Raw genomic sequence first — 15,561 nt, 5'->3', positions numbered from 1 at the left:
GATTAAAACTGTGGGAGGGGCGGTCTTTAGAGACCTTTCAGGTCCCGCTCTTCGATTGGCCGGCTCTGGCGCAAGCGCTTGCCGCCCAGCACCACCCAGTCGATCAGGCGGAACAGGCACTCCAGGCCGAACGACAGCAGCATCGCCCCGCCCAGGCCCCAGCCCATGGCTTCGGGGGTCAGCAGGATCTGGTAGCTGTAGCCGTTCCAGGTTTCCAGGCGGATATCCGGGTCGGCGGCCACCGCCACTTGCAGGGCGCGGATGTACCACGGGCCTTGCATGGCCTGGAATTGCTTGTCCAACGCCACCTGGCGGTCAAGCATCGCGCCCAGGCTGTTGGCATCGCTCTGGAACACCGGGTCATCGCTGGCACGGTAATGCGCCACCAAGGCCTTCAAGTCACCGTTGAAGAACTGCCGCGCGGTGGTTTCAAACCCGCTCAGGCCGGTCTGCGCCTCGATCAGGTGGGCTTCGACGCGCTTGGCGTAGTCGTTGATAAACCCCGGCACTTGCACGCCGACCAACAGGCCAATGGCAAACAGCACCAACCGCAGATAACTGAGCAACATGGTCGATATCCTTACTCGGTAACGCCCTGGCTGACGCATTCACCGCGTCGCCACAGGCTCCATTGGCCCGGTTCGTAACGGGTCCAGTTTTCGTTGTCGGTCAACGGTTCGGTAGCAATCACCGTCACCACATCGTTGGGGGTGGTTTCGGCCTGAAAATCGACGATCACGTCGACATCTTTGAGGCGCGCCGGGCCAAACGGTGCACGCCGGGTGATCTGCGCCAATTTGGTCGAGCAATAGCAAAACAGCCAGTCGCCATCACTGAGCAGGCAGTTGAACACGCCTTTGCTGCGGTATTCGGCACAGGCGGCGATCAGGTCCGGCAGCATCTGTTCGATGTCCACCGGCTCGGGGAAGGCTTCGCGCACGCGGTTGAGCAGGTCGCAAAAGGCCGCTTCGCTGTCGGTATCGCCTACCGGGCGGTAGAAGGTGGCGCGGGGGGTGAAGTCCGCCAGTTGGCCGTTGTGGGCGAAACACCAGTTGCGGCCCCACAGTTCGCGCACGAACGGGTGGGTGTTGGCCAGGCTCACCTTGCCGACGTTGGCCTGGCGGATATGCCCGATCACCACTTCACTCTTGATGGGGTAACGCTGCACCAGCAGAGCGACTTCCGACTCACTGCTCGCGGCCGGGTCCTGGAACAGGCGCAGGCCACGGCCTTCGTAGAAAGCGATGCCCCAACCGTCGCGGTGGGGGCCGGTGCGCCCACCACGCTGCATCAGCCCGGTAAAGCTGAACACGATATCGGTGGGGACGTTGGCACTCATGCCCAATAATTCACACATGCCAGGGCTCTCACTGCAGGGCGGACAACGTTAAAGGCGCGGTTCGACCCGCATACCGCTCACCGGTGCAGGACGGCGGAACGGCTCGTCGTCTTCGTCCACAGGCTCGGCGGCCAAGGCGGCATCGGTGGCAGCCTTGCGCTCACGGCGGGCGTTGGCGGCGCGCTCGATGGGCCAGCGGATCAGCACAAACACGATGTACACACCAAAGGCGATCATGGTGTACATGAACAAATCGGAAATGGCCCGCCAGGCGTTATTGCCGACCTTGAGCACCAGGTCCAGCGCCGTGATGGCCACGGCCGGCGCGAACTGAGTCTTGACCGGGTCGACGATGGTCGGGCTCAACAGCAGCACCGCCATGAGCAACTGCAGCGGCTCGCGCAGCCAGCGCCAGATCCAGCGGGTCATGCGCCACCACACCAACAGGCAGCCCAAAGCGGCGAAGGCGTAAAGGCCCCAAGCGGTCAGATAGTCGTTCTCGGTCATGGTGTCCATGGCAAGGTAGGCAAACAGGCGGCTATGATAACGGCTTTTGCGTGTCGCGGCTGCAATGCCTGCCACCTTCCGCCAGACAGAGAGTGCTCCATGCCTTCATCGACCGCCCCGATTGCCCGTAAAGCCCCAGGCCAGGACCCATACGCCTGGCTGCAAGAGCGCGACAGCGTTGAAGTCCTTGATTACCTGAAGGCCGAAAATGCCTTCCAGGAAGCCCAGCTCGCCGACCAGCAGGCCCTGCGCGAAACCCTGTTCGAGGAGATCAAGGGCCGCATTCTCGAAACCGACCTGTCTCTGCCCTCCCCCTGGGGCCCGTACCTGTATTACACGCGCACCACCGCCGGTGACGAATACGCCCGCCACTACCGCTGCCGCCGCCCGGCCGACGACAGCAACCAGGTGGACGACAGCAGCGAAGAGCTGTTGCTGGACCCGAACGTGCTGGCCAACGGCGGCTTCTTTTCCCTCGGCGCATTCAGCATCAGCCCCGACCACCAGCGCCTGGCCTACAGCCTCGATACCAGTGGCGAAGAGATCTACACCCTGTTCGTGAAGGAATTGGCCACGGGCAAAGTCAGCGAACTGGAGTTTCAGGATTGCGACGGCAGCATGACCTGGGCCAATGACAGCCTGACCCTGTTCTTCGGCGAGCTGGACGACACCCACCGCCCGCACAAGCTGTATCGCTACCGCCTGGATGGCACGGCGGCGCAGGAAGTATTCCATGAGCCCGACGGGCGTTTCTTCCTGCATTGCTACCGTTCCAGTTCCGAGCGCCAGTTGCTGCTGTCATTGGGCAGCAAGACCACCAGCGAAATCTGGGCGCTGGACGCCAACCAGCCGCACCTGGACTTCACCTGCCTGGCGCCACGGGTCGAGGACCATGAATACGATGTCGACCACGGCCAACTGAATGGCGCGTGGACCTGGTTTATCCGCAGCAACCGTGATGGCATCAACTACGCCCTGTTTGTGGCTACCGACATTGGCGACGTGCCGACTGAGGATGAGTGGCAGAACCTGATCCCCCACAGCGACGATGTGATGCTCGACGGCGTCAGCCTGAACGTCAACGCCATGACCCTGAGCCTGCGCATCGGCGGCCTGCCGGTGATCGAAGTGCACCCCCAAGGCGTGCCAGCCTATCGCGTGGAATTGCCCGACGCCGCCTACAGCCTCTACGTACAGAACAGCCTGGAATTCGTCAGCGACAAGATCCGCCTGCGCTATGAAGCCCTGAACCGCCCGGCCCAGGTACGCCAGCTGGAACTGGCCAGCGGCGCGCAGCAGGTGCTCAAGGAAACCCCGGTGCTCGGCGTGTTCAATGCCGATGACTACGTCAGCCAGCGTCTGTGGGCCACTTCCGCCGATGGCACCCAGGTGCCGATCAGCCTGGTGGTCAAGCGCGACCAGCTCGGCAAGCCGACACCGTTGTACCTGTATGGCTACGGCGCCTATGGCTCAAGCCTCGACCCGTGGTTCTCCCATGCACGCCTGAGCCTGCTGGACCGTGGCGTGGCGTTCGCCATTGCGCATGTGCGCGGCGGTGGCGAACTGGGTGAAGCCTGGTATCGCAATGGCAAGCAGGAACACAAACAGAACACCTTCAGCGACTTTATCGCGTGTGCCGAGCACCTGATCGCCGAGGGCCTGACCACCTCCAAGCAACTGGTCATCAGCGGCGGCAGTGCCGGCGGCCTGTTGATCGGCGCGGTGCTCAACCAGCGTCCGGCGCTGTTCCAGGCGGCGATTGCCGAAGTGCCGTTTGTCGACGTACTCAACACCATGCTCGACCCGGAATTGCCGCTGACCATCACCGAGTACGACGAGTGGGGCAACCCCGAAGAGCCCGAAGTGTATGAACGCATCAAGGCCTACGCGCCGTACGAAAACGTCAGCGCCCAGGCCTATCCGGCCACGCTGGTGATCGCCGGCTACAACGACAGTCGCGTGCAGTACTGGGAGGCGGCCAAGTGGGTGGCCAAGTTGCGCGACACCAAGACGGACGACAACCTGCTGTTGCTCAAGACCGAACTGGGTGCCGGCCACGGCGGGATGAGCGGTCGTTACCAGGGATTACGTGACGTAGCACTCGAATATGCATTTGTGTTCAAGGCGCTGGGGCTGATTTAAGGAACTTAGCGGGGCGGCCCTGTCTGAACACAGGACCGCCTCCTGATTGATGGACCAAGATTGCAGCCATGGCACTACCGACGCTAATGAATACCGAAATCCGCGACATGCTCATGGATTGCGGCCTGTTCGACCCTTTGCTGCCGGAAGACTTTTACGTCGCCGCCGGCTACTTCAATATCAGCAGCATTGCCGAGGGCGAGGTGATTTTCCTCGAGGGCGATGCCGGCACCTTCATGTGCATCATCCACAGCGGCCAGGTGGCGGTGCAGAAAACCAACCACACCGGCCAGCGCCTGACCATCGCCACCCTGCGCAGCGGCCGGGCCTTTGGTGAGATGGCGGTGCTTGACGGTGAGCGGCGCTCGGCCAGCTGCGTGGCCGCCAGTGACTGCGTGCTGTTGAACCTGGGCAAGGACGCCCTGGAAAAGATGCTCAATGAAACGCCGCGTGTGGCGGCGAAGATCATCCGCGCAATCGCCATCGCGTTGTCCAAGCGCCTGCGCATGGCCGATGGGCAATTACTCTCCCAACCGTTTTAACCGCCGGGCGTCTTCGGTTTGCTGTCGTTCTGCTGCAGGCCAGGCACCGTCTGGTCCTTCGGCGGTGTCGGCAATACGATGGGCACCAACGGCGGTGAGCCGTTCGTCTTCGGCACGGCCGGCGGGGTGATCTGCGGATACAGCGTCGGCGTCGGCGTGCCCGGTGCGCCTGGGGTAGGTGCCGGTGCCACCGGTACGGTTTGCAACTCCTGAGCCTGCGCCGCACCCAATGCGAGCGCGCTCAACACAATGACCGTTAGAATGCTGCACTTCATCGATGGCTCCATGGCCTGACCGGAATGTCGTAAGGCTACTCCCAACCGCGCAAGAATGCCCTTCCCAATGAGATTTCCATGAAACGTTTCGTTCTGCTGGACACCACCCCGATCCCCGACAACGGCGGTGCCTTGTGCCTGTTCGAATACGGTGAAGACTTTGTCATCAAGATCCAGGGCGGTGACGGCGGCCAGTTGATGAACACGCGCATGCACGGCTCCGAAGACGCGCTGGCGGAAATCCCTTGCCGCAAGGTCGCGGGGCGCCCGGGCTCACGGGTGTTGATCGGCGGGTTGGGCATGGGCTTCACCTTGGCCTCGGCGCTCAAGCACCTGGGCAAGACCGCCGAAGTGGTGGTGGCGGAACTGGTGCCCGGTGTTGTGGAATGGAACCGTGGGCCGCTGGGGGAAAAGTCCGGCCGCCCACTGCTGGACCCGCGCACGGTGATCCGCATGGAAGACGTGGCCAAGGTGTTGCAGGCCGAGCCCCAGGGCTTTGACGCGATCATGCTCGACGTCGACAACGGCCCCGAAGGCCTCACGCAGAAGGCCAACAGCTGGCTCTACTCAGCCGGTGGCCTGGCCGCCTGCGCCAAGGCCTTGCGGCCCAAGGGCGTACTGGCGGTATGGTCCGCCAGCGCCGACAAGCTGTTCAGCGACAAACTGCGCAAGGCCGGTTTCAAGGCCGAGGAAGTGCAGGTGTTTGCCCACGGCAACAAGGGCACCCGGCACACCATCTGGATAGCGGAGAAGCTCAAGGGCTGAGCACGATTCTCAAGACACCCCTCCCCCATTTCTATCCCCGTCAGTCGTGGGATTTGCGGTAGTCGATCACGTACGGCACTTTTTTGTCGAAGGTCTTCTGCAGCTCATCGCGGTCCAACTGGGTCATGCCGCCCAGTTGATGGGCGGTGAAACCGCTGTCACCCACCTGTGAGCCCGGCGCCAGGCCGACCATGCGCTTGGCGACCGCTTCGATAGCGTCCTTGTAGCCGCCTTTCTTGTTCAGGTTGTACTGGCCCAGATCAATCTGCGTGCGCAGCCAGTTGCCCCAATAGAACTCCAGGAACTCCGGTGCGATCTCGCCGCCATCCGGCTTGCCATAGGCGGCCTTGCGAGTGAAATACACCAGGCTGCGGAAGGTGTCGTCCTGCAGGTTCTTGAACCCCAGGTGCGCCGGCAGTTGTTCCGGCGGCAAGGTCTGGCCTTGGTTGTCCTTGAGCCAGACCTTGCGGGCCGCTTCCATGCGCTGCCAGAAGCTCGCCATGTTCGGGCTGTTGCTGAAGTCGTCGGTGACCTTGACCCACATCTTCAAGCGCGGGCCGCCGCCGGGCACTTCCCACAAGGTGGTGAAACTGTGGTGACCGTCGGTCAGGTACAGCTGGCCGGCGGGGCCGACCACCACGGTTTTCATGTCTTCGGGATGGGTGCCCAGCGGGTCCTTGCAGGTGAAGCTGTCGGGCTGGTGCAGGTCAGCCTTGTTGGGCACCTTGTCGGCCTCGCCCTGGCCGTTGGTTTCGCAGTATTCATCGAAGACCTTGGCGGGTTTGTCGGCGAACAAGCCCAGGCTGTAATAGATCTGGTCGAAGCCCACCACTGCTTGGGTCGGATGCAATTGTTCAAGGGCAACTTCGACCACCTGCCCGGGTTTGGGCGTCGAGAACGCCTGGGCCTGAAGGGTAGCGACACTCAGTAGCAGTGCAACAGTCCATGAAAGCAGACGCATGTTTTTCAGATCCTTATGAGTAAAGTAAATCGATCCTAGCGGTCATTTGCGGCGCAAGCGGCTAGAATCAACCCTATCCGTGACCACCAAATAGCCAGGAGCCATGATGAGCTCGACCAACCCGCCCTCCCACACCGCCAAGCTGGACCGCATCCTTGCCGATGCCCAGCGCGACCGGGAAATGGGCTACCGCGACAAAGCCCTGAAGATGTACCCGCACGTGTGCGGCCGCTGCGCCCGTGAGTTCGCCGGCAAGCGCTTGAGTGAACTGACCGTACACCACCGTAACCACAATCATGATGACAATCCCCAGGATGGCTCGAACTGGGAGTTGCTGTGCCTGTACTGCCACGACAACGAACACTCGCGCTACACCGACCAGCAGTACTTCGGCGAAGGCTCCACCAGCAGCCCGACGATCGCCAAGGCTACGCACAACCCGTTTGCGGCGTTGGCGGGGTTGATGAAGAAAGACGACTGAAGAGTGTCGTCGCCTGTTCTGGCCTCATCGGGAGCAAGCCCCCTCCCACATTTTGAGTTGTGAACACTTTCAAATGTGGGAGGGGGCTTGCTCCCGATAGCGTTAGCCCAAGCAATACATCACCTTCAAGCCGTATAATCGCCGTTTTTCTCCAAGGCACCCTTCCCCGTGGGCAATAAACGCTACAGCTGCATCGGTCTGTACAACCCCAAATCCCCCGAAAACGTTGGTTCGGTCATGCGTGCCGCCGGCTGCTACGGCGTGGCCTCGGTGTTCTACACCGGCGTGCGTTACGAGCGCGCGCGGGACTTCATCACCGACACCAAGAAGGTCCACCACGATATTCCGCTGATCGGCATCGATGACCTGAAGAAGATCCTGCCGCTGGGCTGCATCCCGGTCGCCGTGGAGCTGGTGGAAGGCGCCCGCCCGCTGCCCGAATACACCCACCCCGACCGCGCGCTGTATATCTTCGGCCCTGAAGACGGGTCGCTGGATAAAGACATCCGCGACTGGTGCGAAGACGTCGTGTACATCCCGACCACTGGCTGCATGAACCTCGCTGCCACCGTCAACGTGGTGCTCTACGACCGCATGGCCAAGGGCAACAACACCCGTTCGGGCCCCAAGTACTGATTTTTTGGGAACATCCGGCGCTTGCACGCAGTCAGCTGCATACACTTGCCCTTGTTGGAGACAGATCATGAGCGACAGCAAAACCTTGCGACCTATCATCGAACACACCCCCTTCCAGAACCCGTCTCCCCAAAATCAGCCCACCCAGAACGTGCATGGCTGGGAACGCATCGGCTCAGTGGCCGGTGGCGTGATGATGGTGGGCAAAGGTCTGCGCCGTGGCGGGATTTTTGGGTTGATTCAGGTGGCGATCGGCGGTGTGGCGCTGGCTCGTGGCTTTACCGGGCACAGTACGCTTAAAGACAAGCTGGAACAGGGCCGCCAGGAAATGAACAGAGTGCGCACGAAGATCGAGCGTGCGGGTGCAGAGCTGAAAAGCCTTAAGACCAAGGCGGAAGTGGCGGCTGAGAAGGCCATTAAAACCACTGGTTAGATTCAAATGTGGGAGGAGGCTTACCCCTCCCACATTTTGTTTTGTGTATGGCGAAGACTCAGCGTAACAACTTGCTGTCGAGCACCACCGACGATTCGCCGATGATGCTCTCCGCCAACTGCACGAACTCCGCAGTGGTGATGCTGTTGGCGCGCATCACCGCTTGCGCGAGGTCATCGAGGGAGCGCTTGTTGTGGGTTTTCACGCGGATCTCGCGGTCCAGCTCCTGCAACACCAGCACCGCCCGTGACACCGTCGCGCCGCTGACGTGGTCGCCGCGCAGGCTGGTCACGTCCTTGCCCTCCTTGGCCAACCGCGCCTGTATCGCCTGATAGCGCTCATCGGTAACCCCGCCTGCGCGGCGCACCAATTCGATGGCGTAGTACTCGCCCAGCCCCTCGCTGATCCAGTCGCTGCTGTCGTGGTCGTTGAAGCGGCCAATCGCCTGCACCACTTCGCGAATCAACGGGCTGCTGCCGTTCTCGCTGACCAGCGGCGTGCGGCTGTTGAGGTAGATCGAGTCGCGCGCCGAGAACGCACCACGGCGCATCGGGTCGCTGGCGCCCACCACCAACAGCTTGGCCGGATGACGTGGGAACGCCGCTTCGACCTGCGGCCAGACAAAGGTCAGCAGTGTCAACACATCCATACGCCGCATGGCTTGGCCCTTGGGCGAGGCGATGGTCACTTCGGTCTCGCCCAGGCGCACGCGGCGGCTGCCGAGGGTGCCGGCGAGCATCCAGCCGGTGGGCCGGTCGAACAGCCGCGAGACGTTGTCGATGCGGAATTTGTTCTTGCCGATGCGCGGCCAGGCGGTTTCGATGCTTTTCCAGCCGGCCGGCAGTTCGAACATCAGGCGCGAGACCAGCTCCACACCGTCCTGCTGGTCGAGGCGTGCGGGGGGCACCAGGTCTTCGCCGCGAAACAGCGCCCAGCTCGGCGTCATCCGCGCCTCATAAATACCCGGTTTGCGCGCGTGGCTCAGGCGTACACGGTAGGTCAGGCTGGCCTTGCCGGCGCTGGGTTGCCACAGGCCACGATGATCAGTGACGCTCCACTGGCCATCGGCCTTGAAGTCGCTGTAGTCGCCAGCGCGCCCCAGGTCAAAGTTCAGGCTACGCACCGCCGAGCCCTGGGAGAGGCTCACCCGCACCTCGGCCTGATCGCTCTGGGGCAGCAGCTTGACGTGATAATCCACATCGACCTTCTTCGCGCACCACGCAGGCATGCTCAACGCCAGCAACACCAGGCTTGCCGCCAGCTTGGTTCCCGCCCTCATACACACTCCTTGTTCAGCCCGCGCGGAAGATCAGGTAATCCTCCCAGTCGTCTTCGGGCACGCTGCCTTCGCTGAGCATGCGCCCGGACTGGGAAATGCGTTCGTGGTGCACGGCGTCGCGGTCACCGCAAACCAGGTGGTGCCACAACGGCAGGTCCTTGCGCTCGCTGACCAGGCGGTAACCACAGGTGGGCGGCAGCCATTTGAACTGGTCGGCCTGGCCTGGGGTCAGCTGGATGCAGTCGGGCACCGAGGCGCGGCGGTTGGGGTAGTCAGTGCACTGGCAGGTTTTCAGGTCCAGCAGTTTGCAGGCTATGCGCGTGTAATAGACGCTGTTGTCGTCTTCATCCTCAAGCTTTTGCAGGCAGCACAGGCCACAGCCGTCGCACAACGACTCCCACTCCTCCTGGTCGAGGTGTTCAAGGGTTTTGCGTATCCAGAAAGGTTCGACTTTGGCGGCCATGGCTCTACATCGGTATCGGTAGGTGAAAAGGCCGCCAGTCTAGTGCCCAAGACCCCTGGGGCCAAGCGCTTACGACTGACGGCGTTCCAAGACTTGTCAGTCTAGTGGGGGCGCAGTAGCTTTGAGCGCCGAATTGACGATCAGGAGCTGTCCATGACACGCGTTGCCGATTACCCGATCCATACCCAGTTCACCGAACGCTGGTCGCCGCGCGCCTTTACCGGCGAGAGCATCCCGCAGGAAACCCTGCTGAGCTTTTTCGAAGCCGCACGCTGGGCACCGTCGGCCTACAACTCGCAGCCTTGGCGTTTTCTCTATGCGCGCCGTGACACGCCGGATTGGGAGCGCTTCCTGGACCTGCTGAATGAATTCAACCGTAGCTGGGCGCAGCATGCGTCGGCGCTGGTGATCATCGCCTCGAAAACCGACTTCATCGCCCCCGGCGCCACGGAAGAAACCCCGGCCCTGTGGCACACCTTCGACACCGGCTCGGCCTGGGGCCACCTGGCGCTGCAAGCCAGCCTCAGCGGCTGGCACACCCACGGCATGGCCGGCTTCGATCAGGAGCTGACGCGCAAGGAGCTGAAGATTCCAGAGGGTTATGCGCTGCATGCCGCCGTTGCGGTGGGCAAGCTGGGCGACAAATCGACCTTGCCGGAGTACCTGCAAGGCCGTGAAGTGCCAAGCCCGCGCAAGCCGCTGAGCGAGTTGGTGTCGGAAGGTGACTTCAGCCTCTGAAACTGACGCACTATTAAAATGTGGGAGCAAGCCCCCTCCCACATTTTCTTCCCGCGTCGGCTCAGTAACCGCGCTCGAAATCCACTTCCCCACGCAGGGCTTGCTTGGCCTTGTACGCACGTAGGTTTTCCAGGAACAACTCCACCATCATCGACGGCGAGGTCGGCGCGGAGCTGTGTCCGGTCAACAACAGGCCCCAGGCGGTCCAGAACGGGTGGCGTTGCGGCAACGGTTCCTGGCGGCACACGTCGATCACCGCGCCGGCCAGGTGTCCTTCTTTCAGGGCTTCGACCAGGTCGGCATCCACCACCGCCACACCGCGCCCAACGTTGATGAACAGGCCGGTCGGCTTGAATTGCTTGAACAGCGCGGCGTCGTACAGATCATGGGTATTCGGTGTGTTGGGCAGCAGGTTGATCACGTAGTCCACCTCCCCCACCAACCGGCCCAGTTGGTCGAGGCCGGCCACTTCGATAAACGGCGCTTGTTCCCGCGCGGTACTGGCAATGCCGTACAGCTTGACGCCAAACGGTACGAGGAACTCTGCCACGCTGCGGCCAATATCGCCGGTGCCCACGATCAACGCCTTGCGCCCTGCCAGGCTCTGGCCGGTGCGGCTGTCCCACTTGCGCTCGACCTGGCTGACCAGCCGCGCGAGTACTTCGCGCTCGTGACCCAGCATGTAGGTGAGGACAAACTCGGCCATGACCTGGCCAAAAATACCGACGGCGCGGGTCAGGCGATAGTCGCGGGGCAAGCCTTCGGCCAGCAGCGGCGTGATGCCGGCCCAGGTCGATTGCAGCCACTGCGGCTGGTGGCCCTGGCGCAGCAGCGTCGCCAACAGGTCCGGCTGGCCCAGCCATATCGGGCAATCGGCGGCCAGGCGCGAGAGTTCGGCCGAGTCGCCGCTGGTGAGCACCTCAAGGTCCGGCGCGGCGTCATTGAGCAATTGGGCGTAGAGCGGGTGATCCTGTTCAGCAATCAGAACACGCATGGTTCAAACCTTTCAAAAACAGTGCAGACGGCCGCCCGCTTCCCTACGGCCACCGCCCACTAATACGATTCCATTGAAACCTGTGCCCCGGGCGGGGCACTGCCCGATCACATCGGGTCGTTGCGACGCAGCAGCTCTTCGGGCAAGTGCTCGATGTACTCGTCCTCGGCCGGCGGCATTTGCAGGTGGTAGCCCTGCTTGTCGAGGTTTTCCAGCACCACGACGATGTCTTCGCGGGACAACTTGCGCTCGGGTGTCAGTACCATGTCGAACGCGTGGTGCGGTTTACCGAAGGCCGCCATCAACGGCTCCGGCACGCGCTCCAGCGCGTCGCTTTTGAGCACGTAGAGGTACATGCCGTCTTTTTTCAAGCTGCGATAGATGGAGCAAATACGTTTCAAGGCTGTTCTCCGGCAGTGGCCAGGCTGTCGAGCAGCGCCTGGCCCATCAACTCGCGGCGCCAGCCACGCAGCGAGTCTGGCAATTTATAAGGCCCATCGGGGTAGCCACTTTTAACCAGGGCTTCGAGGGTTTTCTTGCGCAGCATCAGTTCCGGCGCCATCTCCAGGCGCTCGGCGAACGTCTGGCCCAGGGCACGCAGTTGCTTTATCAGCGTGGCAGCGTCCACCGGCAGCGGTTCAGCCACGGCAGGCGGCCACTGGTCCATAGGCACGCTGCCAGCACGCTTGATCAGGTCCAGCAGGAACTGGCCATCCTGGCGCACGGTACGCGGGTGCATGTCTTCGATCTTGCCCAGGGCGGCGAGGTTGTCCGGCTGGGATTTGGCCAGGGGCCACAGCGAGTGTTCGCGAATGATGCGGTTGCGCGGCAGGTCGCGGGCGCGGGCCTGCTGCTCGCGCCAGGCGCAGAGTTCACGCAAGACGGCGAGCTGGGCACGGGACAGTTTCCACGCCAGCTTGGCGTCACGGTACACCTCGTACGGGTCGACTTCGCGGCGCAGGTTGGCAACCAGTTCGGCGCCATCTTCCAGGACCCAGGCGTATTTATCGTCCGACAACCGCGGGCGCAGGCGAATGTAGACCTCGGCCAGGTGCACGGCGTCTTCGGCGGCGTAGCTCACCTGGGTCTCGGACAATGGCCGCTGCAGCCAGTCCGAGCGGGTCTCGCCCTTGGGCAGCTCAATATCGAGCACGGCTTGCACCAGGCGCGAGTAGCCCATGGAGAAGCCAAGGTTCAGGTAAGCGGCGGCCAATTGGGTGTCGAACAGCGGCACCGGCAGGCTGCCGGTCAGGCGCAGCAACACCTCAAGGTCTTCGCTGCAGGCGTGCACCACCTTGATCACCGCTGGGTTCTCCAGCAAAGCGGCCAAGGGTTGCCAGTTGTCGATGGTCAGGGGATCGATCAGGTAAGCGCGTACGCCATCACCAATCTGGATCAGCCCGGCAATGGGATAAAAGGTGTCGACCCGCATGAATTCGGTGTCGAGGGCGACGAATGGCAACTGCTGCCATTCGGCGCAATGCTGGCCGAGGCTATCGTTGTCGCAGATCCAGTGAATATCGATGGCCACACGGCTCTCCCTTGAAGAATGGCGCGCAGTATATATCGCGAAAGGGGCTAGCGAGCATCCGCAGTGCACAGGCAACCATGAAAACTCAGACAGGACATGAAGAATAGTCCGACAAGCGGGAGTTATCCTTTCTTACGCAGAACGTAGACCCGCCACAGGCTGGACCCCGGCATGAATTCCTGTTGATTCAAGACCTTGAATCCGGCCTGGCGAAATTCTTCTTCCACGGTGATACGCGACTGCACCGAGACAATCACCGTATCGCGGCTGACCCGATGAAATTCGCGCAGCAAGGCCATGCGCCCTTCGGTGCCGGGCACATGACGAAACAATTCCAGGCAGAAGATGCAGTCCACCGCATTCGCCGACAAGCCGATGGAAAACGCCGAGCCCTGAAAGGTCTTGACGCGCTTGAGCAAGGACGCCGGATGGTGGGTGCGGGCGTGGTCGAGCATGTCCTGGGAGTTGTCCGACGCCAGGATCACCCGGTTGATGTGTTCGGCCAACACCGGCCAGAAGCGTCCCGAGCCGCAGGCCAGGTCCAGGATCAGCCCCGGCTCGCCGGCGACCTTCAGCGCATGGCGCACCAGCCGTGCATCACGCCATGAGGCCAGGCGTTGGCGCACGCCGGGCGGGCGCGTGTCACCGCAGACCCTGGCGTGCTCGCGGTCGCAGCGCTCGGCGTATTCGATCTCGATGGAGGATGGAGGTTGTGGCGACATCGCAGGCTCATGTGACTGAAACGGTAGTGAACGACCTTGATTCGCAGCTTAACCACTGCAACGTGAAAAAAAGGTCGAAGCCCTCACAACCGTAACAGCCATCACGCCTGGTGCAGATACCAACGCCAATCCTGCTCGCCCACCTCGCCCATGAACTGGCGGTATTCAGCCCGTTTCACCGCCAGGTACACGCCCAGGAATTCACTGCCGAACGCCTCCCGCGCCCAGCTGGAAGCTTCCAGCGCGCGCAGGGTGGTGAGCCAATCGTTGGGCAGCAATTCCTTGGCCTGGGCGTAGCCGTTGCCTTCCACCGGGGCGCCGGGATCGCGTTGGTCGCGAATGCCACGATGGATGCCCGCAAGGATCGCGGCAGCTGCCAGGTAAGGGTTGGCGTCGGCGCCGCAGATGCGGTGCTCGATATGCCGGGTGTGGGCCGGACCGCCCGGCACCCGCAGGCTGACGGTGCGGTTGTCCACGCCCCAGGTGGCGGCCAGCGGCGCATAGCTGTTGGTTTGGAAACGGCGATAGGAGTTGGCGTTGGGGCAGAACATCAGCAGTGAATCGAGCAAAGTACTGAGCATGCCTCCCACTGCGTGGCGCAGCAGTGGCGTGCCGTCGGCGGCCTCACTGGCGAACAGGTTGTTGCCCTCGGCGTCGGCCAGGCTGACGTGCATATGCATGCCGGTGCCCGCCAGGTCGTCGAATGGCTTGGCCATGAAGCACGCGGCCATGCCGTGTTTGTGCGCCACGCCCTTGACCAGGCGCTTGTAGCGCACCGCTTCGTCCATGGCTTGCAGGGCGTCGGCGCGGTGTTCCAGGGTGATCTCCACCTGGCCCGGGGCGTATTCGGAGATCGCCGTGCGCGCCGGAATGCCTTGCAGTTTGCAGGCACTGTAAAGGTCGGCGAGGAACGGCTCGATCTGCTCCAGCTCACGCAGGCCGTAGACCTGGGTCGCGCGCGGGCGACCGCCGTCCACATCCCGTGCTGGTTGCGGGCGGCCATTGCTGTCGGGCTTCTGGTCGAGCAGGTAGAACTCCAGCTCCGCCGCCATTACCGGGTAATAACCGTCGGCGTTCAGGCCTTCGATTACCTTGGCCAGCAAATGCCGGGGGTCGGCCACGGTGGCGGGCAGGCCCTCAGTGGGGTGCATGCTGACCTGCACCGCAGCGGTCGGGATCAGCCGCCACGGCATGCGCTGCAAACTGCCGCTGATCGGGTAGGCGCGGCAGTCGATATCACCCACCTCCCACACCAGCCCGGAATTTTCCACATCGTCGCCATTGATGGTCAGGCCCAGGATAGTGCTCGGCAGCGGCCGCCCGCTTTCATATACCGCCAGCAATTCGTCGCGGTGCAGCAACTTGCCGCGCGGCACGCCGTTGTTATCGAGGATAAACAACTCGAAAATCTCGATGTCCGAATGCTGTTCAAGGAAGGCGTGGGCTTCGTGCAGGCCGGCAAAAACACTCATGGGGGGTTCTCTTACGTTTGTTTCAGGCAGGCGCGCACAAGCGTGCGTCATCCATGGGGTAAATCAGCGTAGGAGAAAGGAATCTGGCGGGCGCGCGTGGCGGCAGTGGAACAGGGCCCAGAAGGCGAGTTCGGACGGCAATGTCGCAGGGTGAGTGTCGGGGGAGCCGTCCATAGGTGGATCACAACAATAGAGATGCGCCCAGCGTCACACGCCCGCATAGGTGTTTAAATTCAGGGTTGGCGGAGTTTGGTTGCAAGTTGGCTAAACATTCGCCACAC

General features: G+C 62.4%; 19 protein-coding genes. 7 read left to right on the top strand and 12 right to left on the bottom strand.

The annotated features are described in order from the left end of the window. Positions 1-26: 26 nt before the first annotated feature. Genes M2397_RS04590 through M2397_RS04580 form a run of 3 tightly spaced genes read right to left on the bottom strand, consistent with a single transcriptional unit; the run spans position 27 to position 1,921 of the window. The gene (locus tag M2397_RS04590; RefSeq protein ID WP_027604263.1) at positions 27-569 is read right to left on the bottom strand and encodes a DUF2937 family protein; all 543 of its coding nucleotides are present in this window, start codon (positions 567-569) and stop codon (positions 27-29) included. An 11-nt stretch (positions 570-580) separates the two neighbouring features. Then, complete coding sequence (locus tag M2397_RS04585; protein ID WP_053136626.1) at positions 581-1,357, bottom strand: class II glutamine amidotransferase; 777 nt, start codon at positions 1,355-1,357, stop codon at positions 581-583. Positions 1,358-1,387: 30 nt separating this feature from the next. Next, positions 1,388-1,921, bottom strand: a complete 534-nt coding sequence (locus tag M2397_RS04580; protein WP_131698921.1) for an MFS transporter — start codon at positions 1,919-1,921, stop codon at positions 1,388-1,390. Between the two features lie 24 nt (positions 1,922-1,945). On the opposite strand from M2397_RS04580, the gene M2397_RS04575 reads away from it, so the two are divergent. Both M2397_RS04575 and M2397_RS04570 read left to right on the top strand, forming a co-directional pair. Next, on the top strand, positions 1,946-3,988 hold the full coding sequence (locus M2397_RS04575; RefSeq protein WP_259242360.1) for a S9 family peptidase: 2,043 nt from the start codon (positions 1,946-1,948) through the stop codon (positions 3,986-3,988). A gap of 68 nt (positions 3,989-4,056) precedes the next feature. Next, positions 4,057-4,530, top strand: a complete 474-nt coding sequence (locus tag M2397_RS04570) for a cyclic nucleotide-binding domain-containing protein (protein ID WP_131698919.1) — start codon at positions 4,057-4,059, stop codon at positions 4,528-4,530. Here the strand turns inward: M2397_RS04570 and M2397_RS04565 are convergent. Further along, positions 4,527-4,805, bottom strand: a complete 279-nt coding sequence (locus M2397_RS04565) for a hypothetical protein (protein ID WP_090407826.1) — start codon at positions 4,803-4,805, stop codon at positions 4,527-4,529. The genes M2397_RS04570 and M2397_RS04565 overlap by 4 nt on opposite strands. A 78-nt stretch (positions 4,806-4,883) precedes the next feature. Between M2397_RS04565 and M2397_RS04560 the strand changes: the two genes are divergently transcribed. Then, on the top strand, positions 4,884-5,570 hold the full coding sequence (locus M2397_RS04560) for a spermidine synthase (RefSeq protein WP_058411058.1): 687 nt from the start codon (positions 4,884-4,886) through the stop codon (positions 5,568-5,570). Positions 5,571-5,610: 40 nt separating this feature from the next. Here M2397_RS04560 and M2397_RS04555 read toward each other — a convergent pair whose 3' ends face one another. Beyond that, on the bottom strand, positions 5,611-6,531 hold the full coding sequence (locus M2397_RS04555) for a ParB/Srx family N-terminal domain-containing protein (protein WP_259242359.1): 921 nt from the start codon (positions 6,529-6,531) through the stop codon (positions 5,611-5,613). A 106-nt stretch (positions 6,532-6,637) separates the two neighbouring features. Between M2397_RS04555 and M2397_RS04550 the strand changes: the two genes are divergently transcribed. The 3 genes from M2397_RS04550 (at position 6,638) to M2397_RS04540 (ending at position 8,081) form a co-directional block, all read left to right on the top strand. Continuing rightward, positions 6,638-7,012, top strand: a complete 375-nt coding sequence (locus tag M2397_RS04550; RefSeq protein WP_003210675.1) for a YajD family HNH nuclease — start codon at positions 6,638-6,640, stop codon at positions 7,010-7,012. A 168-nt stretch (positions 7,013-7,180) separates the two neighbouring features. Continuing rightward, positions 7,181-7,648 (top strand): RNA methyltransferase, encoded by a 468-nt coding sequence (locus M2397_RS04545; RefSeq protein WP_010563721.1) that lies wholly within the window; start codon positions 7,181-7,183, stop codon positions 7,646-7,648. Positions 7,649-7,715: 67 nt separating this feature from the next. After that, the gene (locus M2397_RS04540) at positions 7,716-8,081 is read left to right on the top strand and encodes a DUF2892 domain-containing protein (protein ID WP_259242358.1); all 366 of its coding nucleotides are present in this window, start codon (positions 7,716-7,718) and stop codon (positions 8,079-8,081) included. A gap of 58 nt (positions 8,082-8,139) precedes the next feature. Here the strand turns inward: M2397_RS04540 and M2397_RS04535 are convergent, their stop codons facing one another. Then, positions 8,140-9,360 carry a hypothetical protein gene (locus M2397_RS04535; RefSeq protein WP_145334869.1) on the bottom strand — a complete coding sequence of 407 codons (1,221 nt, stop codon included), beginning with the start codon at positions 9,358-9,360 and terminating at the stop codon, positions 8,140-8,142. A 13-nt stretch (positions 9,361-9,373) separates the two neighbouring features. Further along, the gene (locus M2397_RS04530; protein WP_003172524.1) at positions 9,374-9,823 is read right to left on the bottom strand and encodes a YcgN family cysteine cluster protein; all 450 of its coding nucleotides are present in this window, start codon (positions 9,821-9,823) and stop codon (positions 9,374-9,376) included. Positions 9,824-9,976: 153 nt separating this feature from the next. Between M2397_RS04530 and M2397_RS04525 the strand changes: the two genes are divergently transcribed. After that, entirely contained in the window at positions 9,977-10,561 is a 585-nt protein-coding gene (locus M2397_RS04525) for a nitroreductase family protein (RefSeq protein ID WP_259242357.1), read from the top strand. A gap of 61 nt (positions 10,562-10,622) precedes the next feature. Here the strand turns inward: M2397_RS04525 and M2397_RS04520 are convergent, their stop codons facing one another. The 5 genes from M2397_RS04520 to M2397_RS04500 all read right to left on the bottom strand — a co-directional run bounded on the left by M2397_RS04520 (position 10,623) and on the right by M2397_RS04500 (position 15,280). Beyond that, positions 10,623-11,555: a D-2-hydroxyacid dehydrogenase gene (locus tag M2397_RS04520; protein ID WP_145334871.1), complete on the bottom strand. Its 933-nt coding sequence runs from the start codon at positions 11,553-11,555 to the stop codon at positions 10,623-10,625. Positions 11,556-11,662: 107 nt separating this feature from the next. Further along, positions 11,663-11,956: a YcgL domain-containing protein gene (locus tag M2397_RS04515; protein WP_065938924.1), complete on the bottom strand. Its 294-nt coding sequence runs from the start codon at positions 11,954-11,956 to the stop codon at positions 11,663-11,665. Continuing rightward, on the bottom strand, positions 11,953-13,086 hold the full coding sequence (gene rnd / locus M2397_RS04510; RefSeq protein WP_131698913.1) for a ribonuclease D: 1,134 nt from the start codon (positions 13,084-13,086) through the stop codon (positions 11,953-11,955). Before rnd ends, M2397_RS04515 begins: the two co-directional genes overlap by 4 nt. Before the next feature lie 122 nt (positions 13,087-13,208). Further along, entirely contained in the window at positions 13,209-13,808 is a 600-nt protein-coding gene (locus M2397_RS04505; RefSeq protein WP_131698912.1) for a class I SAM-dependent methyltransferase, read from the bottom strand. Positions 13,809-13,909: 101 nt separating this feature from the next. Next, positions 13,910-15,280 (bottom strand): glutamine synthetase family protein, encoded by a 1,371-nt coding sequence (locus M2397_RS04500; RefSeq protein WP_259242356.1) that lies wholly within the window; start codon positions 15,278-15,280, stop codon positions 13,910-13,912. Between the last annotated feature and the right edge of the window lie 281 nt (positions 15,281-15,561).

Origin of the sequence: Pseudomonas sp. BIGb0381 (assembly GCF_024809815.1) — a bacterium.
Taxonomy (GTDB): Bacteria; Pseudomonadota; Gammaproteobacteria; order Pseudomonadales; family Pseudomonadaceae; genus Aquipseudomonas.
The sequence above is the reverse complement of the archived record's forward strand: the minus strand, read 5'-3'. Positions and strand labels throughout refer to the sequence as shown.